This window comes from Duganella sp. AC237 (assembly GCF_979254035.1).
The window spans coordinates 827,388-854,273 of the sequence record NZ_CEEDEW010000003.1; the positions used below are offsets into that span (position 1 = coordinate 827,388).

At 62.9% G+C, this 26,886-nt stretch carries 22 protein-coding genes; 13 read left to right on the forward strand and 9 right to left on the reverse strand.

Features of this window, described 5'->3' with window-relative positions; translation table 11 throughout:
- Positions 1-65: 65 nt before the first annotated feature.
- Positions 66-1,313, reverse strand: coding sequence for a pyridoxamine 5'-phosphate oxidase (gene pdxH / locus AC0IYS_RS04000; protein ID WP_471703958.1), 1,248 nt, complete (start codon positions 1,311-1,313; stop codon positions 66-68).
- Positions 1,314-1,385: 72 nt separating this feature from the next.
- On the opposite strand from pdxH, the gene tcdA reads away from it, so the two are divergent.
- The 3 genes from tcdA to cysK all read left to right on the forward strand — a co-directional run bounded on the left by tcdA (position 1,386) and on the right by cysK (position 3,909).
- Complete coding sequence (tcdA, locus tag AC0IYS_RS04005; RefSeq protein ID WP_471703959.1) at positions 1,386-2,258, forward strand: tRNA cyclic N6-threonylcarbamoyladenosine(37) synthase TcdA; 873 nt, start codon at positions 1,386-1,388, stop codon at positions 2,256-2,258.
- 118 nt (positions 2,259-2,376) lie between these two features.
- Positions 2,377-2,910: an FKBP-type peptidyl-prolyl cis-trans isomerase gene (locus AC0IYS_RS04010; RefSeq protein WP_471708788.1), complete on the forward strand. Its 534-nt coding sequence runs from the start codon at positions 2,377-2,379 to the stop codon at positions 2,908-2,910.
- Positions 2,911-2,976: 66 nt separating this feature from the next.
- Positions 2,977-3,909 carry a cysteine synthase A gene (gene cysK, locus AC0IYS_RS04015; RefSeq protein ID WP_471703960.1) on the forward strand — a complete coding sequence of 311 codons (933 nt, stop codon included), beginning with the start codon at positions 2,977-2,979 and terminating at the stop codon, positions 3,907-3,909.
- Here cysK and AC0IYS_RS04020 read toward each other — a convergent pair.
- Together AC0IYS_RS04020 and AC0IYS_RS04025 are read right to left on the reverse strand one after the other, a co-directional pair.
- Positions 3,906-4,955, reverse strand: coding sequence for a cation diffusion facilitator family transporter (locus AC0IYS_RS04020; RefSeq protein ID WP_471703961.1), 1,050 nt, complete (start codon positions 4,953-4,955; stop codon positions 3,906-3,908). The genes cysK and AC0IYS_RS04020 overlap by 4 nt on opposite strands.
- Positions 4,952-5,278 carry an ArsR/SmtB family transcription factor gene (locus tag AC0IYS_RS04025; protein WP_090325393.1) on the reverse strand — a complete coding sequence of 109 codons (327 nt, stop codon included), beginning with the start codon at positions 5,276-5,278 and terminating at the stop codon, positions 4,952-4,954. Before AC0IYS_RS04025 ends, AC0IYS_RS04020 begins: the two co-directional genes overlap by 4 nt.
- A 188-nt stretch (positions 5,279-5,466) precedes the next feature.
- Between AC0IYS_RS04025 and AC0IYS_RS04030 the strand changes: the two genes are divergently transcribed.
- Entirely contained in the window at positions 5,467-7,044 is a 1,578-nt protein-coding gene (locus AC0IYS_RS04030; protein WP_471703962.1) for a Fic family protein, read from the forward strand.
- 129 nt (positions 7,045-7,173) lie between these two features.
- Here AC0IYS_RS04030 and AC0IYS_RS04035 read toward each other — a convergent pair whose 3' ends face one another.
- From AC0IYS_RS04035 to AC0IYS_RS04045, 3 genes are all read right to left on the reverse strand, one after another.
- Positions 7,174-7,743: a hypothetical protein gene (locus AC0IYS_RS04035; protein WP_471703963.1), complete on the reverse strand. Its 570-nt coding sequence runs from the start codon at positions 7,741-7,743 to the stop codon at positions 7,174-7,176.
- 6 nt (positions 7,744-7,749) lie between these two features.
- Positions 7,750-8,502 carry a P-loop NTPase family protein gene (locus AC0IYS_RS04040; protein ID WP_471703964.1) on the reverse strand — a complete coding sequence of 251 codons (753 nt, stop codon included), beginning with the start codon at positions 8,500-8,502 and terminating at the stop codon, positions 7,750-7,752.
- 127 nt (positions 8,503-8,629) lie between these two features.
- On the reverse strand, positions 8,630-9,136 hold the full coding sequence (locus AC0IYS_RS04045) for a CinA family protein (protein ID WP_471703965.1): 507 nt from the start codon (positions 9,134-9,136) through the stop codon (positions 8,630-8,632).
- A 304-nt stretch (positions 9,137-9,440) separates the two neighbouring features.
- On the opposite strand from AC0IYS_RS04045, the gene AC0IYS_RS04050 reads away from it, so the two are divergent.
- Positions 9,441-12,047, forward strand: coding sequence for an EAL domain-containing protein (locus tag AC0IYS_RS04050; RefSeq protein WP_471703966.1), 2,607 nt, complete (start codon positions 9,441-9,443; stop codon positions 12,045-12,047).
- On the opposite strand, the gene thiL is transcribed toward AC0IYS_RS04050, so the two are convergent.
- From thiL to AC0IYS_RS04065, 3 genes are all read right to left on the reverse strand, one after another.
- Entirely contained in the window at positions 12,032-13,000 is a 969-nt protein-coding gene (gene thiL, locus AC0IYS_RS04055; RefSeq protein ID WP_471703967.1) for a thiamine-phosphate kinase, read from the reverse strand. The genes AC0IYS_RS04050 and thiL overlap by 16 nt on opposite strands.
- A gap of 207 nt (positions 13,001-13,207) precedes the next feature.
- Positions 13,208-13,744: a hypothetical protein gene (locus AC0IYS_RS04060; RefSeq protein WP_471703968.1), complete on the reverse strand. Its 537-nt coding sequence runs from the start codon at positions 13,742-13,744 to the stop codon at positions 13,208-13,210.
- 203 nt (positions 13,745-13,947) lie between these two features.
- Complete coding sequence (locus tag AC0IYS_RS04065; RefSeq protein WP_471703969.1) at positions 13,948-15,834, reverse strand: ATP-dependent nuclease; 1,887 nt, start codon at positions 15,832-15,834, stop codon at positions 13,948-13,950.
- Between the two features lie 430 nt (positions 15,835-16,264).
- Between AC0IYS_RS04065 and AC0IYS_RS04070 the strand changes: the two genes are divergently transcribed.
- From AC0IYS_RS04070 to AC0IYS_RS04105, 8 genes are all read left to right on the forward strand, one after another.
- Entirely contained in the window at positions 16,265-18,583 is a 2,319-nt protein-coding gene (locus AC0IYS_RS04070; RefSeq protein ID WP_471703970.1) for an NADP-dependent malic enzyme, read from the forward strand.
- A 209-nt stretch (positions 18,584-18,792) separates the two neighbouring features.
- Positions 18,793-19,836: a GDP-mannose 4,6-dehydratase gene (gene gmd / locus AC0IYS_RS04075; RefSeq protein ID WP_471703971.1), complete on the forward strand. Its 1,044-nt coding sequence runs from the start codon at positions 18,793-18,795 to the stop codon at positions 19,834-19,836.
- A 10-nt stretch (positions 19,837-19,846) separates the two neighbouring features.
- Positions 19,847-20,770, forward strand: a complete 924-nt coding sequence (locus tag AC0IYS_RS04080; RefSeq protein WP_471703972.1) for an NAD-dependent epimerase/dehydratase family protein — start codon at positions 19,847-19,849, stop codon at positions 20,768-20,770.
- Positions 20,767-21,918 carry a glycosyltransferase family 4 protein gene (locus AC0IYS_RS04085; RefSeq protein ID WP_471703973.1) on the forward strand — a complete coding sequence of 384 codons (1,152 nt, stop codon included), beginning with the start codon at positions 20,767-20,769 and terminating at the stop codon, positions 21,916-21,918. The genes AC0IYS_RS04080 and AC0IYS_RS04085 overlap by 4 nt, the downstream gene beginning before the upstream one ends.
- A gap of 56 nt (positions 21,919-21,974) precedes the next feature.
- Positions 21,975-23,126 carry a glycosyltransferase family 4 protein gene (locus AC0IYS_RS04090; protein WP_471703974.1) on the forward strand — a complete coding sequence of 384 codons (1,152 nt, stop codon included), beginning with the start codon at positions 21,975-21,977 and terminating at the stop codon, positions 23,124-23,126.
- Positions 23,127-23,318: 192 nt separating this feature from the next.
- Positions 23,319-24,038 carry a winged helix-turn-helix domain-containing protein gene (locus tag AC0IYS_RS04095; protein ID WP_471708789.1) on the forward strand — a complete coding sequence of 240 codons (720 nt, stop codon included), beginning with the start codon at positions 23,319-23,321 and terminating at the stop codon, positions 24,036-24,038.
- 37 nt (positions 24,039-24,075) lie between these two features.
- On the forward strand, positions 24,076-25,491 hold the full coding sequence (locus AC0IYS_RS04100) for a sensor histidine kinase (protein WP_471703975.1): 1,416 nt from the start codon (positions 24,076-24,078) through the stop codon (positions 25,489-25,491).
- Positions 25,492-25,597: 106 nt separating this feature from the next.
- Positions 25,598-26,818 (forward strand): aminotransferase class I/II-fold pyridoxal phosphate-dependent enzyme, encoded by a 1,221-nt coding sequence (locus AC0IYS_RS04105; RefSeq protein ID WP_471703976.1) that lies wholly within the window; start codon positions 25,598-25,600, stop codon positions 26,816-26,818.
- Positions 26,819-26,886 lie beyond the last annotated feature (68 nt).

Here is a 26,886-nt window from a genome sequence, read left to right on the forward strand (position 1 = left end):
AATAAAAAAGACCACCGCAAGCGATGGTCTGGATTTCCGAATCGGATCGCGTTCGCGCGCCGCGGTTACGGCTGCAAGCGCTCCTTGATCCAGCTGCCATCTGCCTGTTTCACATACACGATCCGGTCGTGGAAGCGCGAGCGGCGCCCCTGCCAGAATTCGATGCGCACCGGTTCCAGGCGGTAACCGCCCCAGTGTTCCGGCCGCACCGGATGCTCGCCGCTGATCGCGGCCGAGGCATCGTAATTGGCTTCCATCTGTTCCCGGCTGGCGATGGGCGCGCTCTGCCGCGAGGCGATCGCGGCGATCTGGCTTTTCACCGGCCGGCTATGGAAGTATTGATCGCTTTCCTCGGCCGAAGTTTTGACGACCTTGCCTTCAATGCGCACTTGGCGCTCGAGTTCGTTCCAAAAGAATAGCAGCGCCGCGTGCGGGTTGTCGCGCAATTGCTGTCCCTTCTGGCTGTCGTAATTGGTGTACCAGGTGAAGCCGCGCGGATCGAATTGCTTGATCAAAACAATGCGCGAGGTCGGCTTGCCGTCGGCGCCCACCGTGGCCACGCTCATCGCGTTCGGTTCGTTGACCTTGGCGTGCAGCGCCTCGCCGAACCATTTGCCGAACTGGGCGATCGGGTCGTCGAGCACGTCCGCTTCCGTCAGGCTGGCGCGGCCATAGTCGAGGCGCAGATCGGCCAGCACCACGCCGTCTGCCACGGCGTTGGCGACGGCGACCTGTTGCTGCTCCGGCACCTGGCTTTGCGGCAGGTCGGGCGTGATACCGCGCCGCAATTGCATCGCGCTGCCCAGTTGCGCCATCTGTTCCGGGCTGAACAGGCGCTTGGCCATCGGCGCGATGTTGGCTTCCTCCTTGGCCATGTGGGCGGCGTAGGCGTCGCAGAAGCGCTGCACGTCCGGCGCCGACAGCTCGGCGCTGTCGCCGGCGGCGATTTTTTCCAGCTGCGCGCGGACGATCTCCCAGTCCTTGTCCATGGCCTGGTGGTCGGCCAGGATGCCCGGCACCAATTCGTCGAGCAGCGCGGCGTCGGCGTCGCGCGCGGTGGCCTGCAACATCGGCATCAGGTTTTGCTCTTCGTCGTCGTGGTGCAGGTGGGCGGCGTTGTTGAAATACTTGAGCACGGCTTGCGCGGCTTTTTGCGCCTCGGCGTCGGCGCCGTGGGCGGGCAGGTGGGTCAGCAGGTTTTGCATCGTCAACAATTGCTTGCGGATACGGTCGTGGCAATGTTTCAAAAATGCTATCGGCTGGCTGAAATCGGGGGCGGTGTCGAACAGGGGTTTATTCTCTGCGTTGCTCATGGCGTGGGGCTTAGGCTAGGGGGAAAGTCATTCTAGAATAATTCTTGTCGCCGTGTCCGGTAAAATGGCGGGATGAACAGTATCTCTGACCTTAATGTCGACCAAGGCCCGGACGCCGTCGACTTCGACCGCCGTTTCGGCGGCATCGCCCGATTGTATGGCGAACGCGCGCTGGCGCGCTTCCGCGGCGCCCACGTGTGCGTGGTCGGCGTCGGCGGCGTCGGCTCGTGGATCGTCGAGGCGCTGGCCCGCAGCGCCATCGGCCAACTGACCCTCATCGACCTCGACAACGTCGCCGAGTCGAATATCAACCGCCAGATCCAGGCGCTGACCGGCACTGTCGGCCAGGCCAAGATCAGCGCGCTGGCCGAGCGCATCGCGCAGATCAATCCGTATTGCGTGGTCAACCAGATCGAGGATTTCGTCAGCGCCGACAATCTCGACGAGATGCTCGGCACCGGCAAGTTCGATTACGTGGTCGACGCCATCGACAGCGTCAAGGCCAAGGCGGCGATGATCGCGTATTGCCGCCAGCACGCGCTGCCGCTGGTCATCATCGGCAGCGCCGGCGGCCAGACCGATCCGACCCAGATCGCCGTGCGCGACCTGGCCCGCACCGAGCAGGAACCGCTGCTCAAAAAAGTGCGCAAGGTCTTGCGCAGCCAGTACGGCTATCCGCGCGGCGAGAAAACCAAGTTCCACGTGGACGCGGTGTTCTCGATGGAACCGCTCAAGTTTCCCGAAACGGGCGAGGTGTGCGCGGTCGACGGCGACGACCGCGCCGGCGGCGTGACCGGCTTGAACTGCGCCGGCTTCGGCTCGGCGATGGTGGTCACGGCCACGTTCGGCATGGTCGCCGCCGGCCACGTGCTGCGGCAGCTGGCCAATGGCGCGCAGGCGGTGCCGGCGCCGGTACCTGCGGTGGCGGCTGACGAGACGGCGTAGATTTTATCCGGTGCGCCAGGCAGGTTTGCTATCATTGTGCGCGCTGGCCCGGCCGCCGTGCCGTCCACAGAAACTCATTGAAAGAAAAAACATGACGCGTAGTTCCGTTTTAGTAGCAATGCTGTGCGCGCTGGCGGCCTCCGTGGCCCAGGCCCAAGCTCCCGCCGCGCCTGCCGCACCCGCAGCCCCGGCCGCCCCTGCCGCGCAGCCAGCGCCGGCCGCGCCCACCACCACCGCCACGCCCGCCGTCGCGCCGCCACCGCCGCCGATGGTCGTCGGTTCGGCCACGCCGGGTCCGGCCGCCGAGCAGCTGATCATCACCGACACCAAGGTCGGCACCGGCAAGGAAGCCAGCACCGGCGCCACCGTCTACATGCACTACACCGGCTGGCTGTATCGTCCGCTGGCGAAAAACATGCACGGCAAACAATTCGACTCGTCGATTTCGCGCGGCGAACCGCTCGACTTCGTGCTCGGCGCCGGCCGCGTCATCAAAGGCTGGGACCAGGGCATCCAGGGCATGAAGGTCGGCGGCAAGCGCACCCTGATCATTCCGTCCGAGCTGGCCTACGGCTCGCGCCCGTCGCCGGGCAGCGGCATCCCGCCGAATTCGGCACTGATCTTCGACGTCGAACTGATGGATGTGAAGTAAACAATACGTCGTTGTCCGCGCGGCAGGAGTAGACTGGCTACTCCCTATCGCGCGGAGGTTTTTTTCATGAAAATTGCCAACGACGTAACTGAACTGATCGGCCACACCCCGCTGGTGCGGCTGCATCGATTGACCAAGGGCCTCAACGCTGAAGTACTGGTCAAGCTGGAATACTGCAACCCGGCCCACAGCGTGAAAGACCGCATCGGCCTGTCCATGATCGAAGCGGCCGAAGCGGCTGGCCAGATCCATCCCGCCACCATCATCCTCGAACCGACCAGCGGCAACACCGGCATCGCGCTGGCGATGGTTTGCGCCGCGCGCGGCTACCGCTGCACGCTCGTCATGCCGGACACCATGAGCCGCGAGCGCCGCATGCTGCTGCGCGCCTACGGCGCCGAGTTGATCCTGACGCCGGGCAGCGAAGGCATGCTCGGCGCCATCCACCGCGCCGAGGCGCTGGCCGAGAGCGACCGCCGCTACCTGATGCCGCAGCAATTCAACAACCCCGCCAATCCGGATGTGCACCGCCGCACGACGGCCGAGGAAATATGGGACGACACCGACGGCCGCGCGGATATTTTGGTGGCTGGCGTCGGCACCGGCGGCACCATCACCGGCGTGGGCGAAGTGATCAAGGCGCGCAAGCCGGCGTTCCGCTGCATCGCGGTCGAGCCGGAAGCCTCGCCGGTGCTGGCCAAGGGTGTCAAGGGAGCGCACCCGCTGCAGGGCATCGGCGCCGGCTTCGTGCCGGCCGTGCTCAATACGCGGGTGTACGACGAGATTATTGGCGTCAGCAACGACAATGCCTTCGAGACCGCGCGGCTGGCGGCCAGCCAGGAGGGCTTGCTGGTGGGGATATCGTCGGGCGCGGCGCTGTGGGCCGCGCTGCAAGTGGCGCGCCGGCCGGAAAGCGCCGGCAAGATGATCGTCACGATCATCCCGTCGTTCGGTGAGCGCTACCTGAGCACCGCCCTATACGCCCAATACGCTGATTAGTGCGCCGGCTCCTGCAGGCAACACTCGTGCACCGTGGTGCCGAGCCGCACCTGCAAGGTGCTGTGCTGGATTGAGAAATCCTCGCGCAGCTGCCGGGTAATGTCGTCGACCTCCACGTCGCCCGGATACCCGGCCGGCGTGACCAGCTGCGCGGTCAGCGCCGTCTCGGTGGTGCTCATCGCCCAGATGTGCAGGTCGTGCACCTCGGTCACACCGGGACGGTCGCGCAAGAACTGCTCGATCTCGCCGCGATCCACGTTGTCCGGCACCGCCGCCAGCATCATGCGCAGCGACTGCTTGAGCAGGGACCAGGTGCTGTAGACGATAATCGCCACGATCACCATGCTGACCGCCGGATCGACCCAGTTCCAGCCCGAATAGCGGACGATCAGGCCGGCCACCAGCACGCCCAGCGAGATCGCCGCGTCGGCGGCCATGTGCAGGTAGGCCCCACGGATATTGATGTCGTCCTTGCTGCCGGACATGAACAGCCACGCCGAGAAGCCGTTGATCAGAATACCGATGCCGGCCACCACCGACACCGTAAAGCCGCCCACCGGCTCGGGATGGGCCAGTTGCTGCACCGCCTCGAAGGCGATGCCGCCGCAGGCGACCATCAGCAGCATGGCGTTGAACAGCGCCGCCAGCATCGACGTGCTGCGCAGGCCGTACGTATAGCGCTGGTTTGGGAGGCGCTTGGCCAGGATGGCCGCGCCCCAGGCCAGCATCAGGCCCAGCACGTCGGACAGGTTGTGGCCGGCGTCGGCCATCAGCGCGGTGGAGTTGGCCAGGAAACCGTAGAAGAATTCGACGCCGACAAAACCCAGGTTGAGCACGATGGCGATGGCGAAGGCGCGGCCCATGGTGTTGGGATCGCCGTGGTGGTGATGCCCGTGGCCGTGCGCGTGATCGTGTCCATGGCCATGATCGTGGGCGTGTGCTTTCGCGGCCGGCTTGGCGGGCGCGTGGCTGTGGCCATGCCCTTGATCATGATCGTGGTGCTCATGGTCGTGATCGTGGTCGTGATGGTCGTGGTGCTTGCTCATGCTTCGTTCCCGTTGGCAGGTTCGGCGATATGTTCCAGCATATCGTTCAGGACGTCGCTGATATGCGCATCGGCGGCGGAGTAGAAAACTTGTTTGCCTTGACGCTCGGACTTCACGATGCGCGCCGCGCGCAGCAAGCGCAAGTGGTGGCTGACGAGGGAGCTGCTCAGTTCAAGGGAGGTGGCGATGTCGCTGACGGCGATCGGCGCCGCCACGCAGGCGAGCACAATGCGCAAGCGGGTCGGGTCGCCCAGCAGGTGGAACAGATCGGCGAGTTGGGCGATGGCGGGATCGACGCCGGCGTAGTCGTGTTGACAGCTCATGGATTTAGCTCGTGTATTTTGTATAACTCTTCATGTGAACAGCTATTCATATGTTAGCACGAATAATTTGCGTGCTCAGGACTTTTTCATCCGCTGAAAGTTATATACATTTCCTGCATCTCAATTTTCTAATCATTTTTTTGGCGGGGGGCTAAAATGTAATCGTTACTTACGCGGGTTAATCGAAAATGACACAGTACTTGGGGCAAAAATGGCTGGCTGAAAAATTTCAGCTTGAACCGGTTCAAGCTTTTGCTGTCGTCAGCAAATTAGGCAACACTCGCCGAACGGTGGAAAGTGACGGCACGCGCGAAGAAACATACGTTAAAGTTGATGCCAGACCTAGCTTACGCACAGAACTCACGTTTGCGCTCAAACACGAGGTCGTTAATTTGGAATTCTTCTCGCGCTTGTTTGACGTACTCGACGCAAGTGAGCTCGAAGCATGGCTTTCAGACGAGCCGACGGGCGCGTACGCTCGCCGCGCCGGATTCCTATATGAATGGCTCACTAATCTACAGCTTAACGTGCCGGAGGGCTTGGGCGGGAACTATGTTGACGCCCTTGACTCAGGCACCCATCTCGTTGCAAGCCGGTCAGCCAATGTCCCTCGCTGGCGCGTGAGGGACAACATGCCTGGAACGCGCGAGTTCTGCCCAATTATCCACCGTACCGAGGCGATCAAACAATGGGAAACCTATGATTGCGACGGGGAGCTTGCAAAGCTTGAACGTGAGTTTGGCGCCGATATTCTGATGCGTAGTGTGGTTTGGTTGTCCATAAAGGAAAGTCGAGCAAGCTTCAAGATCGAACACGAAGATGGCCACGTCGATCGAATAAAGAGGTTTGCGGCTGTCATGGACCGTCGGTGCGGTCAGGACGGAGATCCACTAACGCTGGATTCGCTAGGCCAGCTTCAGGCTGACATCCTTGGGATGGCAACGCGATATGGATTGCGCAAATCGCCCGTAATCGTCGGCCACACAGCGGGCTTCACAAATGTCGTCGATTACATTGCACCGCACTGGCATCAAACGGAACAGATGCTCGATGGCTTGCGCACCACAATGCGTCGAACAAAAGGAATGCCGTCCATTTTAAGGGCGGCAATTGCCTCATTTGGTTTTGTCTATATCCATCCAATGTCGGACGGGAACGGACGCATCTCAAGGTTCCTGGTAAATGATGTGCTACGTCGTGATGGGGCAGTGCCAGCGCCATTCATCATTCCTATTTCTGCGACGATCACTGACAACTCACGCGAGCGCATTGGTTATGATCGCGCCCTTGAAGTGCTCTCCAAACCACTGATGCTTAAGTACCACAGGCAGTGTGATTTCGGTACGCGGAACACTTATGACGATGGGATCGAAAGTGATTTTACCTTCGACGCATACGAAGATGCCTTACCAACTTGGCGTTATCCCGATCTCACACAACAGGCGGACTTCCTTGGCCGCGTCGTCCGGATGACCATCGAAGTGGAGATGAGTAAGGAGGCTAGCTACCTGCGCGATATCGAACGTGCCAGACATAATGTAAAAGACTATCTCGAGGGACCTAACAGTGATATCGACCAAATAATCCGCTCCATACGGGACAATGGCTGGATGCTCTCAAACAAGTTACGAAAGGCGTTTCCAATGTTGGAGGATCCTCGACTTGCAGAGTCCATCATCGACGCCGTTCGAGCAGTGCTAGATCCCGACTACCTTGAAGTCATAGACGATGAGGGTAAAGCTGATTCACCTGGTCATTCTATGTGAACATCCTCGAAGGTGAGCACCGCGTGCAGTTTGCCAATCTTGGTCCAGATGTTCCCGACGCGCTCTTTCAGGCGCACGAAGATGGGAAAGTTGTGTTTTTCTGCGGCGCCGGAATCGCTCTCCAAACCGCTATTTCTGCAACTCCGCCTGCAACTGGTTGCGCACCTTCGGATCGAGCTTCTCGATCGCCTTGGTCAGTTTTTCAGCATTGCGCAAGGCCAGCGTCTGCTCCGGCGTGAGCTGCTTGGCCTGCTCGATCACCGGCGCCGGCGCGGGTTTGGAAAACACCGCCTGCGCGCCAACAACGATCAGCGCACTGAGTATGGCGATACCGGCGGCCGCCCCCAGCAACCGCAACTCGCGCGGCGTGATCGCGGGCGACTGCGTGGCGATCGGCCGCACCGGACCGGGTGGCGTCGGCACGTAGCCGGCATTGGCGGCTGACGGGGAGGGCGCCGGGCCCTCGTCGGTTGCGTCCGGCGCCGCCGTTTTGCGCGCCGACTCCGCCGGCAGCCCGCCCGCCAGCCGCGCATGCTGCGTGAGCTCAAGCGAGGCCGCGTCGATGGCCGCGATATGCCGCCCGACCGCTTCCTCCAGCACCGCCTCGTTCAGCGCCACCAGCGCAAAAATCGGGTCGTCGATGTCGATCTTGACGCCGGTTTTTTCAAATACCAGACTCCGCAGCTTTTGTTGATCCATGGCCGCTTACCACTCGACCTTGTCGAGCTGCTCGAACAAGTCGCGGAACACCACCTTGATGCGCTGCTTTTCCATGACGTTGAACTTGTCGCTTTCGCGTACCTCGTTGGCGGTCAGGCGCGCCGTGTTCATCTTCTTGATGTCGGCGCCGAAGGTGTCGGCGTTGCGGGCCGACAGCACGATGCGCCCGCGCACGCGCGACGAGTTGTCGGCGTAGGTTTGCGATTCGGTGAACTGCTTGCCGGACGCCGATTGCAGCAGCCCGAAGTGTTCGTTTTCCCACAGCACCAGCGGCACCTTGGTCGCCTTGGCGGTCGAGACGAAGCCCATCGCCGTGTCGTGCAAGGTGTCGCCGCCGCCGACGATGGTGTGGATGTAGACCTTGCGGCCCGATTCTTCCAATAAAGCGAAGCAATCGTTTTCAAGCAAATAGCCCATCAGCGGCGAGAAGGTGTTGGCGCCGTTGTCGATGACGCAGTTGCCTTCCTCTTCGAGGATGTCGATCATCAGCGCGTCGAAGCGTTTCGGGTCGATGGTGCGGCTGTCGGTCATCACCGGCACGTGCTTGACCTCCATCGCCTTGTAGCGCGAAAACGTGGCGTTCTCCTGGTCGGTGTCGTAGCAGCGCAGCGGCTGGCGCTGCGCTTCCAGGTCGCCCGCGGCGTCCTTGCTGGCGAGCCACTGCGCAAGGATGGTCGACACCAGCGTCTTGCCGATGCCGCCTTTACCCTGGAGAATAAAATGTACCGTGTTTTGCATCGAAATCACCCCTGAATCTGCATGGAATAGGCGCACCATCGCGCTCGAACGCATCGAGAGTAATTGTTTTGTGGCAGGAAGGCAACCATCACGAAAGCGATGGCGCCATCAGGGGGATGAAACCAGGTTAATCAATAAAGCGCAGCAGGCCCTGCAAGGCGTGGATCACGGTTTGTTCGCGCACCGCCTTGCGGTCGCCGCTGAAGACCAGGCGCTCGGTGTGGACGGTGTCGGCGTTGGCCCAGCCGAAGCAGACGGTGCCGACCGGCTTGCCCGGCACGGCGCCGGTCGGGCCGGCGATGCCGGTGGTCGAGACGGCCAGATGGGCGTTGCTCGAACCGAGGGCGCCGCTCGCCATCGCCGCCGCCACCTCCTCGGAGACGCTGCCCATCTGCGCGATCAGCGCGGCCGACACGTCCAGCAGCTCGCTCTTGGAGGCGTTGGAATAGGCGATGAAGCCGCAGTCGAACCACGCGGTCGAGCCGGCGATCTCGGTGATGGCCTGCGCCACGCCGCCGCCGGTGCACGACTCGGCGGTGGCCAGGATCAGGCCCTTGTCCTGCAGTGCCTTGCCGACCTGCGCGGCCAGGTCGAGGATGGTGCTAGCGTTATCGGATGTCATCTCGGTGCTCATGTAAACTCTCCTTCTGAAGCGGCGTTCGGGAGCCGGCTGGGATATCCCGCTGGGCGTGCTGCCACTGTACCATGCAGATCACAATCGTTGCCAGCGATGCACCGCTGATTAACGGCAACCCTAACTTTGCATAAAAACATTAGACCGGCGATTTGAACTTGCGTACACTCAATAGCACTGCGTGACGTGCTCTGCCCAAACACCGCGGAACGCGCACCAGACAAGCAAGCCGAAGTCGCTTGCGGGAAGAAATCGGACTGATCCGGCCAGAACGCCGGTTCAAGAGCCCACGGAGGCGCATCCCATGATCAGCCAGACTGATATTTTTCATGCACGCATCTTGATCGTCGACGACCAGCTCGTCAACGTGGAGCTGCTGGAATTCCTGCTCAAATCGACGGGCTACAAGGCCGTCACGTCCACCACCGACTCGCGCGTGGTGGCCGACTGGCACAGCCGACACCGGTACGACCTCATCATCCTCGACTTGCAGATGCCCGGCATGGATGGCTTCGAGGTGATGGACGCGCTGCGCCCGCTCGAGGCCGATTCCTGGCTGCCGGTGCTGGTGGTCACGGCCCAGCCGGACCATAAACTCAAGGCGCTCGAATCGGGCGCGCGCGATTTCCTGAGCAAGCCGATCGACCCGGTCGAGGTGCTCACGCGCATCCGCAACATGCTCGAGGTGCGCCTGCTGCACCGCGAGGCGCGCAACTACAGTGTGCGCCTGGAGCAGACGGTGCGCGAACGGACGGTCGAACTGCAGCGCTTCCGCAGCGCCATGGACGCCACCGCCGACGCCATTTTCCTGCTCGACGCGGCCACCGCCGAACTGGTCGACGTCAACGACGGCGCCTGCCGCATGCTCGGCTACCCGCGCGACGAGATGCTGGGCCAGACCGCCAGCCGGCTGGGACTGGGCACGCAGGCGCTGCTGCGCGCTCAGGCGCACCGGCTCGACGACTACGCCGCCGCCGTCGGCAAGGCGCGCGCGCCGGAACTGGCCGAACTCGAATTGATGCGGCGCGACCTAATTTCGGTGCCGGTGGAGATTTACTGGCAGCTGCTCACGCGGCCCGGCCAGTCGAACGTCATGCTGGGCGTGGCGCGCGACATCAGCGAGCGGCGCCACTCGGAGGAGCTGCTGCAGCACATGGCCCATTACGACAGCCTGACGGGTCTTCCCAACCGCACCTTGTTCTTCCAGACCCTGGCCGACGCGATCTCGCTGGCGCAGGAAAAATCGTGGCGCATCGTGGTGCTGTTCATCGCGCTGGACCGCTTCAAGAACATCAACGATTCGCTTGGCGCCGCGCTGGGCGACGAGTTGCTGCGCCAGTTCAGCAACCGGCTGGTGCAATGCGTGCGCCTGCGCGACACGGTCGGGCGCATGGGCGGCGACGAATTCGCGCTGATCCTGTCGATGCCGCGCGACCAGCAGGACGCCGTCCACACGGCCAACGAGGTGAGGGAGGCGCTGCGCCTGCCGTTCGACCTGAACGGCCACCCGGCGGTGCTCAGCGCCAGCATCGGCATCGCCATGTATCCGGACGACGCCACCGATCCGGAAACGCTGCTGAAATACGCCGACACCGCGATGGAGCGCGCCAAGCAGGCGGGCCGCGACGGCTACCGCTTCTTCACCGCCGGCATGAACGTGCAGGTTCTCGCGCGGCTCGACATGGAGCTGGCGCTGCGCCGCGCGCTCGACAACGACGAACTGCTGCTGTACTACCAGCCCAAGGTCAACCTGCACACCGGCGCCATCGCCGGCGCCGAGGCGCTGCTGCGCTGGCAGCGGCCCGGCTTCGGCCTGGTGTTCCCGTCCGAGTTCGTGCCGGTGCTGGAGGACACGGGCCTGATCGTGCGCGTCGGCGCCTGGATCATCGACGCCGCCTGCAAGCAGATCGGCGCCTGGCTGCGCAGCGGCGTGGGACCGGTGCGCGTGGCCGTCAACGTCGCCAGCCGCCAGTTCATCGAGGGCGACCTGGAACAGGTGGTGCGTTCGGCGCTGGTGCGCCACGAGGTGCCGCCGGAGCTGCTGGAACTGGAGCTGACCGAAACCGCGCTGATGTCCAACGCCGAGCGCACCATCATGGTGCTGACCAATCTGAAGGCGATCGGCATCAAGGTCGCGATCGACGATTTCGGCACCGGCTACTCGTCGCTGGCGTACCTGCAGCGCTTCCCGATCGACAAGCTCAAAATCGACATCGCCTTCGTGCGCGAGATCACCACCAATCCGAACGACGCGGCGATTGCCACGGCCATCATCAGCATGGCGCACAGCCTCAAGCTGCGCGTGATCGCCGAGGGCGTGGAAACGCGCGCGCAGCTCGAATACCTGCGGCGCAGCCGCTGCGATGAAATCCAGGGATATTTCTTCAGCCGTCCGGTGGCGCCGGCCGACATGGCGGTGCTGGTCGAATCGGGCCGCTGCCTGCCGGTCGATCCGTCGGCGCCCAACCAGCCGGCGCAAACGCTGCTCATCGTCGACGACAATCCGGATATCTTATGGTCGCTCGACCAGCTGTTCCAGCGCGACGCCTACCAGATTTTGACGGCCGGATCGGCCAGCGAGGCGTTCGAGCTGCTGGCGCTGCATCCGGTGCAGGTGATCCTGTGCGACCAGCGCCTGCCGGGCATGAACGGCACCGAGTTCCTCGGCCAGGTCAAGGACATGTACCCGGAGACGATCCGCATCATCCTGTCCGGCTACATGGGGCTCGACGCCGTGCTCGAATCGGTCAACCAGGGCGCCATCTACCGTTTCTACACCAAGCCGTGGGACGACACCCAACTGCGCGACAACATCCGGCTGGCGTTCCACCACTACTGGCTGATGCACGGCAGCGGCCTGCGCGCCGGCCAGCCGGACGAGGATGTGACCGCGCTTCAGGACGTGAAGTGATCGAAGCCGGCGAGCTTGAGGTCTAGCGGCTGGCCGGCGGCGTCCACCAGGCGCAGGCCCGGCGCCGCCTCGATGCTGCCGACGCGCGTGACCGGCGTGGCCACGCTGCCGGCGGCTGCGATGATGGCCGCGCGGGCCGACGCCGGCGCGGTGAAGCACAACTCGTAATCGTCGCCGCCGGCGGCGGTGAATCGGCGCCGCAGCTCCTGCGGGAAGGCCGTCAGCGCCTCGCCGGGCGGCAGCGCATCCACATTCAATGTGGCGCCCACGTTCGACATCGCCAGGATGTGACCGAGATCGCCGACCAGGCCATCGGAGATATCGACGGCCGCGCGGGCGATGCCCTGTTCGGCCAGCACGGCGCCCAATTCCACACGCGGCACCGGCGTGTGCATGCGCACGGCGGCCGTGTGCAGCGCCGCCGCTTCCATGGTTTGTTCGAGACGGTAGCCGGCCAGCGCCAGACGCGCGTCGCCCAAGGTGCCGGACACCCAGATATCGTCACCCGGCTGCGCGGCGTTGCGGCGCAAGGCCTGGCCGGGACGCAGCTCGCCGAAGACGGTGATGCAGATCGTCAGCGGGCCTTTGGTGGTGTCGCCGCCTATCAGCTCGATGTTGAAGGCATCGGCCAGCGCGAACAGCCCTTGCGAGAAGCCGGCCAGCCAGGCGCGGTCGGCGGACGGCAGCGCCAGCGCCAAGGTGAACCCGACCGGTCGCGCACCCATCGCCGCCAGGTCGGACAGATTGACGGCCAGGCTTTTGTGGCCGAGCCGATAAGCGTCCTCGCCGGCGAAGAAATGGCGGCCCTCGACCAGCATGTCGGACGAAATCGCCGTCTGCATGCCGGGGGTAGGGGTGAGCAGCGCGCAATCGTCGCCGATGCCGATCGCCGCCCGGCTTGGGTGCTGGGGGCGCTGGAAGTATTCCTTGATGAGGTCGAATTCGGAGATCATGGCCTATTGTACCCAGCCGGCCGGCGAAGAGCACAAAAATGAGAAACGTGGCTGTTAGGCGAAGTGACACAGAGGCCGTTAAAGCAAGCCATTTAAATCACGTAGGGCGGATTAGCGTAGCGTAATCCGCCAAGCTCAGACGGCGACTCGAAGCGGAGGGGCAGTTATGCTAATTTAAATTTGGAGAGATTATTCATGCTCAAGGAATTATTTTAGTGCGCGGACTACAGTGTATTTCTCCCAATAAATTGACAGGACGTCCCTGCAAAGGTGCATGTTTTCAAGAATTTCTTCTAGCGAATTTTTCGAAAGAAGTGTGTACTCCTGAATCATTCCTTTCTCTGATACTCGTAGTTTAGTGAACGTAAATCCGTGCTCATCTGTATTATTCCAATCGGCATGTACAACTAAATTTCTTGTTTTTCCCGAATCTTCCATTCGTTTAATCAATTCGGGGTATATGTCAATAATGTTATGAGTTAAATGAAATTGATCGCAAAGCCTTTTGAAGAGATCTAACTTTGCGCCATACATCAGTTTATCTAACACTACCAAACCGAGCTCATCGCTCCGGTCGCATAGCATAAAGCAGATGCAGTCTCCGACATCTTTTTCGAGTGCATTGAAGGCTAATATTATCCATCCAACAAGTGGCAACGCCTCTTCAATTTGCTCTAGTGCCCTGTCTTCGTCTAAAACATCGTGTTCCAAGTGCTGAATAAATTGTTTTGTTTTTTTCTTCATTGGTAAAGCATCTATAAAATTCGAGTTTGGTCGCTATATATTATTAATTGCGTTAACTATGCGCGGCTAATTAACTGGGATTCTTAGAGCTATTTGGGCGTTTCACTTTTGTCAGAATTTATATGGGCTTGAAAAAAAATCCGAAATTTTTAAAAAAATATGTACATCTGCGAAAATTTCTTTTTGCTAGATCATAAAGTTGTTTAAGGTGACTTTTCCTTGACTTTTTCTAGTATTTGCATAAGCATCTCGGGTACTTCTCCTCCTGCCATAAGGGTTGCAGATCTGTAGGCAAGTTGATTTTTTGCTAGGCTAATACCGGCAGCGGCTTCCACATTGTCGCAGGACGTCATCCAATCAACCCACTTTTCAGACAAAAACGTTTCAAGATGATCGCCAAATATCGCTGTGTGCTCGCCGACAACAGCGGATGGAAAGTCTTCTTCTGCTAAACCGAAGTATCTCAGCAACGCGCGATTCGCTGCTACGTGAGATATTCTCTCGGAGTCTATTTTTCCTTGCGTTTTTCCATTCGCTTTCGCTCGGGCCTCAAAACCGCAGTCTGCGTCGAAGAGTGTGTACACAGGGATACCAATCGACGTCAGGATGGCGTGCGCTAGGGGTATTGAACCTTTTCCACCCACCGGCACGATAGAGATGCCGGCGGCCTCAAGTGAACCAAGATAGGCTTTGTCACCAATGCCGTAGAAGACCGACGACTCAGTTGTGCCCTCGACTAGGAACGCGCGATGCGCGAAGAGAGCCACAGAAAGCTCATTTGCGACGATACCATCGAGTTGTCGCTCAACTGTCTCAGCGCTAACTACACCGACCAGCTTTGCCTTTATACCTGCGAGTGTCGCGCTATGAACGGTCACTACGGGAGTATCATCGGACGACCTGCTGAGCCGTCTGACTTGGCTGAAATGACGCGCCTCAAGGAAGTAAGGACTGTGAGTCGCATAGGTCACCTGGATGCGTTTGTTAGTGTCCTCCGCGAGCGACCGAAGCACTTTTGCGAAGGTTTGAGCTTGGATGGGGTGCTGATAGAGTTCTGGTTCCTCGATAGCTAAACAAATGACTCCTTCTGTCGAGGCCGCGCCAGACTGCGCCAAGAGTTGAAGTGCAGAGATTAAAAGAGTTCGTTGAAAGCCATGCCCTTGGCGCTCTACAGCGGTCTCGGTTGCACCATCACGTACGGCCAGCTCGAACGTTGTCCTCGGGGCCTTGAGCTCGACTTCAGTAGGTGCGATCGTTACAGCCCGACCTGGAGAGTAGGAAGCAACGACCTCGTTTAACTGAGTCGACATGATTTCTAGCTGTGATTTGAACTTCTCATAGTAGACTTCCTGCTGTTTCGCACGAGATTCCTCGACGATCTTCGCGATTTCTTCATCGGCCGCCGTGCGATCGACCGAACGTTCAAGGATTCGTCCGATGATGCTCGACTTCCCGTCGACCGACTCCTCACTGGCTCGAAGGTCAGCAGTTACTAGGACGAAGTCGAAGAGACCGCTCATCTTCCCGCCGCTGTTGAAACCGAAGAAATTAGTCTGCAGGAACTCGGGCGCTTCTACTAGTTTATCGGTGTGGTCAGCCTCCCAAGTTGTCATAGCTTGGTTGACAGCCTCCAGATTGCTCCAAGCCGGAAGATTGAGCGTAGGATCTGAACTCCGCAAATCGTTGTAAGCGATCTTTTTTTCGGCAGCCGATCCCTTGCTGCGAATCGTGTTGAAGGGCGCGTAGCCCTTGGAATTTGCAGACAGAGTTTCAGTACCATCGGGGCCTCGACGCTTCCATGCTGTGAAGGTAGTGACTTCTGCGGGAGCATACTTGCCAAGCTCAATCCTATCCTTCTCAGTAAGCTCATGAAATGTGACTTGAACCTCGATGTCTTCGTTGATTGCTTCGAACGAGCAGTCCTTTTCAGTCAGCAAGCCAAGCTTACCGTTGAAGAACCAATCTAATGCGCGAAGCACAGTCGATTTACCCGCCCCGTTCGGGCCGATGAATGTGGTCACAGAGTCGAAGGAGATGATCACGTCCTTCAAGGTGCGGAAATTCTTGATTCGGACTGAGTGAATTTTCATTTTTATTCTGCGCCCTATGCTATCGCTATTCGATGCAGTCGAGCATAGCATCTTGCTCAGGCGAAAAATGCGTACATTGTCACGTTCAGAGGGTTCTAAAAGCTCGTAGCAAGCCACGAGTAAGCAAACAGCTTGGGGCCTGGGGGACTAGTGGGGAGAGGTACGGGCGCTACGCACCGTTATATTTGCAATTGCAATCGAAGCCGAAAATTCGATAGTTAATTTCGATGATCTTGCAAAATTGATTATATTGAAGCTATTGATAGCCTAAAGCCGCTAAAAACACCAAAAATTCGGCGATTTCCCCTCCGGCATCATTAAAGCTGCCAATAACCGTCATCACCGTTGGTGAAAATACCTACTTAAATGAAAGAATTGGTCTGATAAAATCGTAGGCTTTCCGACCGCACAAACAGGAAGGCAGCACAGCATGGATTCGTCATCTGAAAAAAAAGAAGAAATTCGTCAACAATTGCGCGTCGCCGCGCTCGAGTACCACGAGTTCCCGACCCCAGGCAAAATCAGCGTTACGCCGACCAAGCAACTGACCAACCAGCGCGATCTGGCGCTTGCCTACTCCCCGGGCGTGGCCGCCCCGTGCGAAGAAATCGTCATCGACCCGGCCGCCGCTTATAAATACACCGCGCGCGGCAACCTGGTGGCCGTCATCACCAACGGCACCGCCGTGCTGGGCCTGGGCAACATCGGCCCGCTGGCCGCCAAGCCGGTCATGGAAGGCAAGGGCGTGCTGTTCAAGAAGTTCGCCGGCATCGACGTCTTCGACATCGAGATCAACGAGCTCGACCCGGACAAGCTGGTCGACATCATCGCCTCGCTCGAGCCGACCTTCGGCGGCGTTAACCTGGAAGACATCAAGGCGCCCGAGTGCTTCTACATCGAGCGCCAGCTGCGCGAGCGCATGAAGATTCCGGTCTTCCACGACGACCAGCACGGCACCGCCATCATCGTCGGCGCGGCCATCATGAACGGCATCCAGTACGTCGGCAAGGATATTAAAAACTGCAAACTGGTGGTGTCCGGCGCCGGCGCGGCCGCGCTGGCCTGCCTGGACCTGATCGTCGACCTCGGCTTCCCGCTGGAGAACATCTACGTCACCGACCTGGCCGGCGTGGTCTACAAGGGCCGCACCGAGCTGATGGACCCGGACAAGGAACGCTTCGCGCGCGACACCTCGGCCCGCACCCTGGCCGAAGTGATCCCCGACGCCGACATCTTCCTCGGCCTGTCGGCCGGCGGCGTGCTCAAACAGGACATGGTCAAGGCCATGGCCAAGAACCCGCTGATCCTGGCGCTGGCCAACCCGAATCCGGAGATCCTGCCGGACGACGTCAAGGCCGTGCGCGGCGACGCCATCATCTGCACCGGCCGTTCGGACTATCCGAACCAGGTCAACAACGTGCTGTGCTTCCCGTACATCTTCCGCGGCGCCCTCGATTGCGGCGCCACCACCATCACGCGCGAGATGGAGATCGCCGTGGTCCACGCGATCGCCGAACTGGCGCACGCCGAACAGTCCGACATCGTCGCCACCACCTACGGCTTCACCAACCTGTCGTTCGGCCCCGAGTACCTGATCCCGATGCCGTTCGATCCGCGCCTGCTGATCAAGATCGCGCCTGCCGTGGCCAAGGCGGCCGAGGATTCTGGCGTCGCCACCCGTCCGATCAAGGACCTGCAAGCGTACGCCGACAGCCTGCAGCAATTCGTCTACCGCAGCGGCACCTTCATGAAGCCGCTGTTCCAGGTGGCCAAGAAGACCGATATGAACCTCAAGCGCATCGTCTACGCCGAGGGCGAAGAGGAGCGCGTGCTGCGCGCCGTGCAGGTCATCGTCGATGAAAAGCTGGCGCGCCCGATCCTGGTCGGCCGTCCGGCCGTGCTGGAGACGCGCATCGCCAAGTTCGGCCTGCGCCTGAAGCACGGCGTCGATTTCGACGTCATCAACCCGGACCACGACGACCGCTATCGCGACTACTGGCAGACCTACTACGACATGACCAGCCGCAAGGGCGTGACGCAGGAATACGCCAAGCTGGAAATGCGCCGCCGCCACACCCTGATCGGCGCCATGATGATCAAGAAGGGCGACGCCGACGGCATGATCTGCGGCACCTTCGGCACCACCCAGCTGCACCTGCACTACATCGACCAGGTGCTGGGCAAGCGCGAAGGCGCCTGCGTGTACGCGGCGATGAACGTGTTGATCATGCCGGAGCGCCAGCTCGTCATGGTCGACACCCACGTCAACGAGAACCCGAACGCCAACGAACTGGCGGCCATCACCGTCATGGCGGCCGAAGAGATGCGCCGTTTCGGCCTGTCGCCGCGCGCCGCGCTGCTGTCGCATTCGAACTTCGGTTCGTCCAACAGCGAGTCGGCGCAGAAGATGCGCGCCGCGCTGGCGCTGGTCAAGAAGCTCGATCCGACCCTGGAGATCGACGGCGAGATGCACGGCGACACCGCGCTCGACTCGAAGCTGCGCCACGCCATCATGCCGGAATCGACGCTGACCGGCGACGCCAACCTACTGGTGGCGCCGAACATGGACTCGGCCAACATCGCCTACAACCTGGTCAAGACGGCGGCCGGCAACGGCATCGCGGTCGGCCCTATCCTGCTTGGCTGCGCCGAGGCGGTGCACATCCTGACGCCGTCGGCAACGGTGCGCCGCATCGTCAACATGACCGCGCTGTGCGTGGTCGACTCGGTGGCTCAGCGCAAGGTCTAAACCGGAGTACCCAACCGTGACGGCCCGCCGCGCGCGGGCCGGCGATACCGGTCCCGCTCCGCCAGGAGCCGGGCCGGTTTTTTTTGGGGCGTCGACACGCTGTAACAGGATGTAATTTATGTAATGTCGGGCCTTGCGCGAACCGTCCCGTGTGACCGTCCTGTTACAATACCGGACAATTTTTATCTTACAATTTGCAGCCACACACCATGACGAAAACAAAAAAAGCCCTCATTACGGGCATCACCGGGCAAGATGGCGCTTATCTGGCCGAACTGCTGTTGGAAAAGGGTTATGAGGTCACCGGCACTTATCGTCGCACCAGCTCGGTCAACTTTTGGCGGATCGAAGAACTGGGCATCCAGTCGCACCCCAAGCTCAACCTGGTCGAGTACGACCTGACCGACCTGGCGTCGAGCATCCGCCTGATGCAGACGGTGCAACCGGACGAGGTGTACAACCTGGCCGCGCAAAGCTTCGTCGGCGTGTCGTTCGACCAGCCGCTGACCACCGCCGAGATCACCGGCGTCGGCCCGGTCCACCTGCTCGAGGCGATCCGCATCGTCAATCCGAAGATCCGCTTCTACCAGGCGTCGACCTCGGAAATGTTCGGCAAGGTGCAGGCCGTGCCGCAAAAAGAAGATACTCCGTTCTACCCGCGCAGCCCGTACGGCGTGGCCAAGCTGTACGCGCACTGGATGACGGTGAACTACCGCGAGTCGTATGGCATCTTCGGCTCGTCGGGCATCCTGTTCAACCACGAGTCGCCGCTGCGCGGGCGTGAATTCGTCACCCGCAAGATCACCGACTCGGTGGCCAAGATCCATCTGGGCCTGCTCGACGTGCTTGAGCTGGGCAATATGGACGCCAAGCGCGACTGGGGCTTCGCCAAGGAATACGTCGAAGGCATGTGGCGCATCCTGCAGGCTGACGAGCCGGACACCTTCGTGCTGGCCACCAACCGCACCGAGACCGTGCGCGATTTCGTCAGCATGGCCTTCAAGGCGATCGATGTGACGATCGCGTGGAGCGGCGAGGCCGACAACGAGATCGGCACCTGCAAGAAAACCGGCAAGGTGCTGGTGCGCGTCAATCCGAAGTTCTACCGCCCGGCCGAAGTCGAACTGCTGATCGGCGACCCGGCCAAGGCCACCGAAAAGCTGGGCTGGAAACCGCAAACCACGCTGGAACAGCTGTGCCAGATGATGGTCGAGGCCGACCTGCGCCGCAACAAAGCCGGCTTCTCGTTCTAAGGTGGGCACGGTGACGGCGGCGCTGGAGGGCAGCGAGGGCACCGGCAAGCGGGCCTTGATCACCGGCCTGTCCGGCTTCACCGGCCTGTACGTCGAGCGCGAACTGCGCGCGGCCGGCTATGAAGTCTTCGGCACCGTGTCGCCGGACGGCGCGCAGGCCGAAGGGCGCTATCCGGTCGACCTGAACGACCGCGCCGGCCTGGCCGCCGTGGTGCAGCAGGTGCGCCCCGATGTGGTGGCGCATTTGGCCGCCATCGCCTTTGTCGGCCACGGCGACGTCGAGCAAATCTACCGCGTCAACGTCGCGGGCACCCGCAACCTGCTCGAGGCGCTGGCCGGCCTCGATAAGAAACCGTCGGCGGTGCTGCTGGCCTCGAGCGCCAACATCTACGGCAACACCGACGTCGGCGTCATCGGCGAGGACGTGCCGGCCGCGCCTGCCAACGACTACGCCGTCAGCAAGCTGGCCATGGAATACATGGCGCGCCTGTGGCAGGACAAGCTGCCGCTGATCGTGGTGCGTCCGTTTAACTACACCGGCGTCGGCCAGCACGAGAACTTCCTGCTGCCGAAAATCGTCTCGCACTTCCGCCGCCGCGCGGCCGACATCGAGCTGGGCAACCTGCATGTGTGGCGCGACTTTTCCGACGTGCGCGCGGTCGCCCGCGCCTACCGCGGCCTGCTGGCCGCGCCGGCCGCCGCCGCCGGCAAAACCTTCAACATCTGCTCGGGCCAGGCCTATTCGCTGGGCGAGGCGCTCGACATGATGGCCGACATCGCCGGCTATAAAATCAATGTCCACGTCAATCCGGCCTTCGTGCGCGCCAACGAGGTGGTGCGCCTGGTCGGCGACAATACCCGCCTGGTCGCCGTCACCGGTCCGATCGCCGCGCCGCCGCTGGCCGAGACGCTGCGCTGGATGTACGAAGCATGAGTGGCGCACCCCGGGTCGGGTTGTCGACCACGACGGCCGAGCCGGGACTGACCGGCGGCCGGCTCGACGGCATCGGCGTCTACAGCAGCGCCCTGCTGCGGCACCTGCCGCGCGCCGGCGTCGAGGTGCTGCCGTTTTCGTTCGCCCCGCCCGGCCAGGCCGGGCGCCTGACCGTGGGCCGCGCGCTGCCGCTGTCGTATCCGCTCGCCACGCTCGGCGACCTGATCCTGCCGTCCAGCGTCCACCTCAACGTCAGCCGGCTGGCGCCGGCACCGCTGGACCTGTTCCACGCCACCGACTACCGCATCGTGCGCATGGATTGCCCGGTGGTGGCGACGCTGCACGACGCGCTGCCGATCTGCCATCCGGAATGGGTGCGTCCGCGCCTGCGCGGCCTGAAGAACTGGCTGCAGGCCAAGGCGGCCCGCAAGGCCCAGCATGTGATCACCGGCTCGCACTATTCGATCCGCGAGTTGGTCGACTGCTTCGGCGTCGACGAGCGCCGCATCAGCGTGGTGCACCACGGCGTCGGCGCCGAATGGTTCGAGACGCCGGCCGCCGCCGAGCGCGACGCGACCTTGGCGCAATACGGCCTGCGCGCCGGCTACTTCCTGTTCGTCGGCACGCTGCAGCCGCGCAAGAACATCGGGCGCCTGCTGGATGCCTACCTGGCGCTGCCGCCGGTGCTGCGCTCGGCGCGCCAGCTGGTCGTCGTCGGCGCGCCCGGCTGGCGCAGCGAGGACCTGGTGGCGCGCCTGAAGGCGGCGCGCCAGAACGGCGAGAACGTGGTCTGGCTCGACCAGCTGACCGACCACGGCCAGCTGCGCCACCTGTACGCCGGCGCCGGCGCCTTTATTTTCCCTTCGCTGTACGAGGGTTTCGGCCTGCCGGTGGTCGAGGCCTTCGCCAGCGGCGTGCCGGTGGCCACCTCCAACGCCACCTCGCTGCCGGAAGTGGCGCAGGGCGCGGCGCTGGAGTTCGACCCGCTGTCGGTGCCGGAGATGAGCGCGGCGATGACCGCCATCGTGCGCGACGACGCGCTGCGTGCCCGTTGCGTCGACGCCGGCCGGCGCCGCGCGCTCGAACTCACCTGGGACGAAGCGGCCCGCCGCACCGCCGCCGTGTATCATGGCGTCCTGTCACAATAACGCCCCACCCCTGCCACGCCGGCCGGCGCCGCAGGGCGGCAACCCCCACCACATCCATGCGCGTCCTCCATTTCTATAAGACTTATTATCCCGACACCTGGGGCGGCATCGAGCAGGTGATCCGCCAGATGTGCGTGGGCACCGGACGCCTCGGCGTGACCAACGAAGTACTGACGCTGACCCGCGACGGCGGCCCGGCGCAGATCGAGTTCGAAGGCCATACCGTGCACCGCGTGCGCATGGACTTCGAGATCGCCTCGACCGGCTTCTCGTTCGCGGCGATCCGCGCGCTGGCGCGCCTGGCGCGCAAGGCCGACGTGATCCACTATCATTTCCCGTGGCCGTTCATGGACGTGGCCCACTTCATGGCCCGCATCAACAAACCGAGCGTGGTAACCTACCACTCGGACATCGTGCGCCAGAAGAACCTGCTGCGCGTCTATAGCCCGCTCAAGCGCCGTTTCCTGCGCAGCGTCGACACCATCATCGCCACTTCGCCCAACTACCTGGCCTCGTCGCCGGTGCTCAAGCGCTTCGCCCACAAGACCCGCACGATCACCTACGGCCTCGATAAGAGCATTTATCCGCAGCCGTCGGCGGCGGTGATGGAGAAGTGGCGCGAACGCTGCGGCGAGCGCTTCTTCCTGTTCGTCGGCGTGCTGCGCTACTACAAGGGACTGCACATCCTGCTCGACGCCATGGCCAACATCGATTATCCGGTGGTGATCGTCGGCGCCGGCCCGATCGAGCAGGAGCTCAAGGAGCACGCCGCCCGCCTGGGGCTGACCCACGTCACGTTCGTCGGCGCGGTGGAGGAGGAGGACAAGATCGCGCTGCTGCGGCTTTGCTACGCAATGGTGTTCCCGTCGCACCTGCGCTCGGAGGCGTTCGGCATCTCGCTGCTGGAGGGCGCGATGTTCGGCAAGCCGATGATCTCGAGCGAGATCGGCACCGGCACCACCTACATCAACATCGACAACGAGACCGGCCTGGTGGTGCCGCCCAGCGACCCGCAAGCCTTCAGCGGCGCCATGCGCCTGCTGTGGGAGCAGCCCGAGCGCGCCGCCGAAATGGGCCGCCGTGCCGAGGCGCGCTACTGGGAGCTGTTCACCGCCGAGCGCATGGCCGAGAATTACCACGCGCTGTACCGCGAGCTGGCGGCGCGCCAAAGCGGCAAGCGCGCAGCCCCGCGCGACCACGCTGTTTGATCTGGCGCAAGTCTTCGGCGGGCGCCGGCGGCTATCATCGTCACCGAACTCCGCGTCCTGCCGACGGTCCTCATTGATGGCGCTACCAAGATGGCGCCACCCCCTGTGCGACGCAACGACGTCGTCCGGGCGGGGGTTCACCCGGTCGTCCTTGTCTCCAAGCAGGTAGAATACGCCCATCGCCCCAATATGATGGAGAACCGCGTGCGCTGCCTGGTCATCGAAGATGAAGTAGAAACCTCGAACTACATCTGCAAGGGCCTGCGCGAAGCAGGCTACCTGGTCACCGCCTGCGCGACCGGTCCGGACGGACTCGATTACGCCACCGGCGAGCAATGGGACTTGATCATCCTCGACCGCATGCTGCCGGGCCGCATCGACGGCCTGTCCATCGTCGACAAGCTGCGCGCGCTGGGCAAGCAGACCCCCGTCATCATCGTCAGCGCGCTGACCACCATCGACGCCCGCGTCACGGGCCTGCGCGGCGGCGCCGACGACTACCTGTCCAAGCCTTTCGCCTTCTCCGAGCTGCTGGCGCGGGTCGAGGCGCTGTTGCGGCGCAGCGCCCCGGGCGCCGACAGCACCCAGCTGCAGGTGGCCGACCTGACCCTGGACCTGCGCACCATGCGCGTCACGCGCGGCCCCAAGGTCATCACCTTGCAGCCGCGCGAGTACCGGCTGCTCGAATACCTGATGCGCAACGAGAACCAGGTCGTCACCCGCACCATGCTGCTCGAATCGGTGTGGGATTACCACTTCGACCCGCAGACCAACGTGATCGACGTCCAGATCAGCCGCCTGCGCGCCAAGGTGGACAAGGATTTCCCGGTCATGTTGATCCACACGCTGCGCGGCGTCGGCTACCGCATGGGCGCCGGCGCGGCCGACGACACGGGGCCGGCGCTTGGCTAATTCGTCTAACTCGTCTCGATCGTCTACCCCGTCTTCCTTGCCGGGCGCCGCAGCCAGGTTGCCGGCCAAGCGGCCTTTCGGGCCGCTCGGGCGGGCCTCGATCGCCGCCAAGCTGGCGCTGGGCTACGGCCTGCTGGGCACCTTCTCGATCGTGGTGGTGTCGGCGGTGTTCTACACCGGCACCATCGGCGTGCTTGACGATAACCTCGACGGCAAGATCGTCATGCAATCGGAGCGCCTGATCGAACACGCCCGCTTCCCCGGCCACGGCGCGCTGGTCGAGGAGGTGCGGCGCCAGCTGGCCGACGGCGTCGACAGCGACCGCGAGATCTTCCAGCTCCTCACCGGCAACGGCGTGCCCGCCGCCGGCAACCTCGATGCCGTGCCGGCCGGTGCCGGACCCGTGCCGCCGCGCCGCGCGCTGATGGTCACCACCGTCGTCAAGCGCGCCGGCCATGACCGGCCGGCGCGCCTGTACCTGCGGCCGATGGCCGACGGCGGCCTGCTGATCGTCGGGCGCGACCTGAGCGAACAGCACGCGGTGCGCGAGGTGATCTGGCGCGCGCTGCTGGCCGGCGCCGGCGTCTCGCTGCTGCTGACGGTGGGCGGCGCGCTGCTGTTCCGCCGTGGCATCGAGGGGCGGCTGGGCCAGATCCGCCGCACCGCCGCCCAGATCGAGGCGGGCAACCTCAGTCACCGCATTCCCGTCTCCGGCGGCGACGAGTTCGCGCTGCTCAACCGCGACATCAACCGCATGCTCGACCGCATCGAGCTGCTGATGGAGGGCATCCGCCACGTCTCCAACGCCATCGCCCACGACCTGCGCACGCCGCTCAGCCGCATCCGCGGGCGGCTCGACGACGCGCTGCGCCACGAGATGACGGTGCCGCGCCTGTCCGGCGCCGCCCACGACGCCATCGACGACATCGACGATCTGATACGCCTGTTCGAACGCCTGCTGCAGATCGCCGAAGCCGAATCGGGCATGCGCGCCCGCCTGTTCGAGCGGCTCGACCTGGGGCGGGTGGTAGCCGACATCGGCGAGATGTACGAGGCCATCGCCGAGGATGCGGGCATCGCGCTGACGGTCGATTCGCCGGCCTCGCTGTACGTCGACGGCGACCGCAACCTGCTGGCCAGCGCCGTCGCCAGCCTGCTCGACAACGCCATCAAATACGCCGGGCCGGGCGCCGCCATCCGCGTGCGCGCCGGCGTGCACCAGGGCCGGGCCTCGATCGCCATCCACGACAACGGCCCCGGCATCCCGGCGGCGGAGCGCGACAAGGTGACGCAGCGGTTTTATCGCCTCGACAAGAGCCGCCACCTGCCCGGCAACGGCCTGGGACTGTCCATCGTCAGCGCCACGGCCACCTCGCACGGCGGCTCGCTGGCGCTGGAGGACGGCGCGCCCGGGCTGGTCGCGCGCATCCTGCTGCCGCTGGCGCCGGGGTGACGGCGGTGATGCGCCGCCAAGCTATCCCACCCGTAATGTGACCGCAATCTTGCGGAGAGGCGCGCGGCCCTATCATGGATTCACGCTCACTCGACTCTCCATCACCATGCATGATTTAAGCGACATCGCCCACTGGCTGCAACACCACCCGATCCACCACGACTCGCTGGTGCACAGCACCTTGCCCGATCCAACCTTCGTCACGGGCGGCGAGACGGTGGTCTCCTTCAGCACCAACAACTACCTGGCGCTGGCGAACCATCCGCGCCTGGTGGCGGCGGCCAAGCAGGGCCTCGACCGCTACGGCGTCGGCAACTGCGAATCGCGGCTGCTGGGCGGCGACCTGGAAGTCTACCGCGAGCTGGAACGGCGCCTCGGGGCGCTCAAGCACAAGGGCGACGCGGTGCTCTTCGTGACCGGCTACATGACCAATATCGGCGTGCTGTCGTCGATCGTCAAGGCGGCCACCCTGGCGCGGCTGCACGGCTTCCGCACCAAGAAGCGCCACAAGTACGCCTATTACTCGGACGAGTTCAATCACATCAGCATCCGCGAAGGCATCCAGATGTCCGGCGCGCTGCGCTACAATTACCGCCACTGCGACATGAACCACCTGGAGACACTGCTCAAGGCCGGCGCCGAGGAGGGCACCACGCCGCTGATCGTCAGCGACGGCGTGTTCAGCATGGAGGGCACGATCGCGCCGCTGCCGGAGCTGGTGGCGCTGGCCGAGCGCTATGGCGCGCTGCTGTACATCGACGACGCCCACGCCACCGGCATCCTGGGCGCCAACGGCGGCGGCACCTCCGAGCATTTCAACTGCTACAGCGAGAACATCATGCAGATGGGGACCCTGAGCAAGGCGCTCGGGTCGATCGGCGGCTTCGTCGCCGTCGAGCCCGAGGTGGCCGACGTGATCCGCCTGACCAGTTCCGCCTACGGCTTCACCTGCCCGCCGCCGCCGGACCAGGCGGCCGCGCTGCTGGCGGCCCTGGATTTGCTGGAGGAGGAGCCGCAGCGCCGCCAGCGCCTGTGGGACAACCAGCGCTACTTCATCGACAAGATGGCGCCGCTGGGCTACACCATCATCTCGACGCAGACGCCGATCCTGCCGGTGTTGATCGGCGACGCCGAGACCTGCCAGCGCTACGCGATCGAATTGCGCCGCGAGGGCATCCATGTCGACGCGATCCAGTTCCCGGCCGCGCCGGTGGGCCAGGCGCGCCTGCGCTTCATGATGAACGCCGGCCATACCCGCGCGCAAATCGACCATGTGGTCGGCGTCATGGCGCGCATGGCGGGGCGCGAGTTGCGCCTGGTGGCCTGACGGTCTTTTTCTACTGAATGCTCTGCCCGGCGCTTCTTGATCACAGGGAGCGCGGGCATCTGTTACCG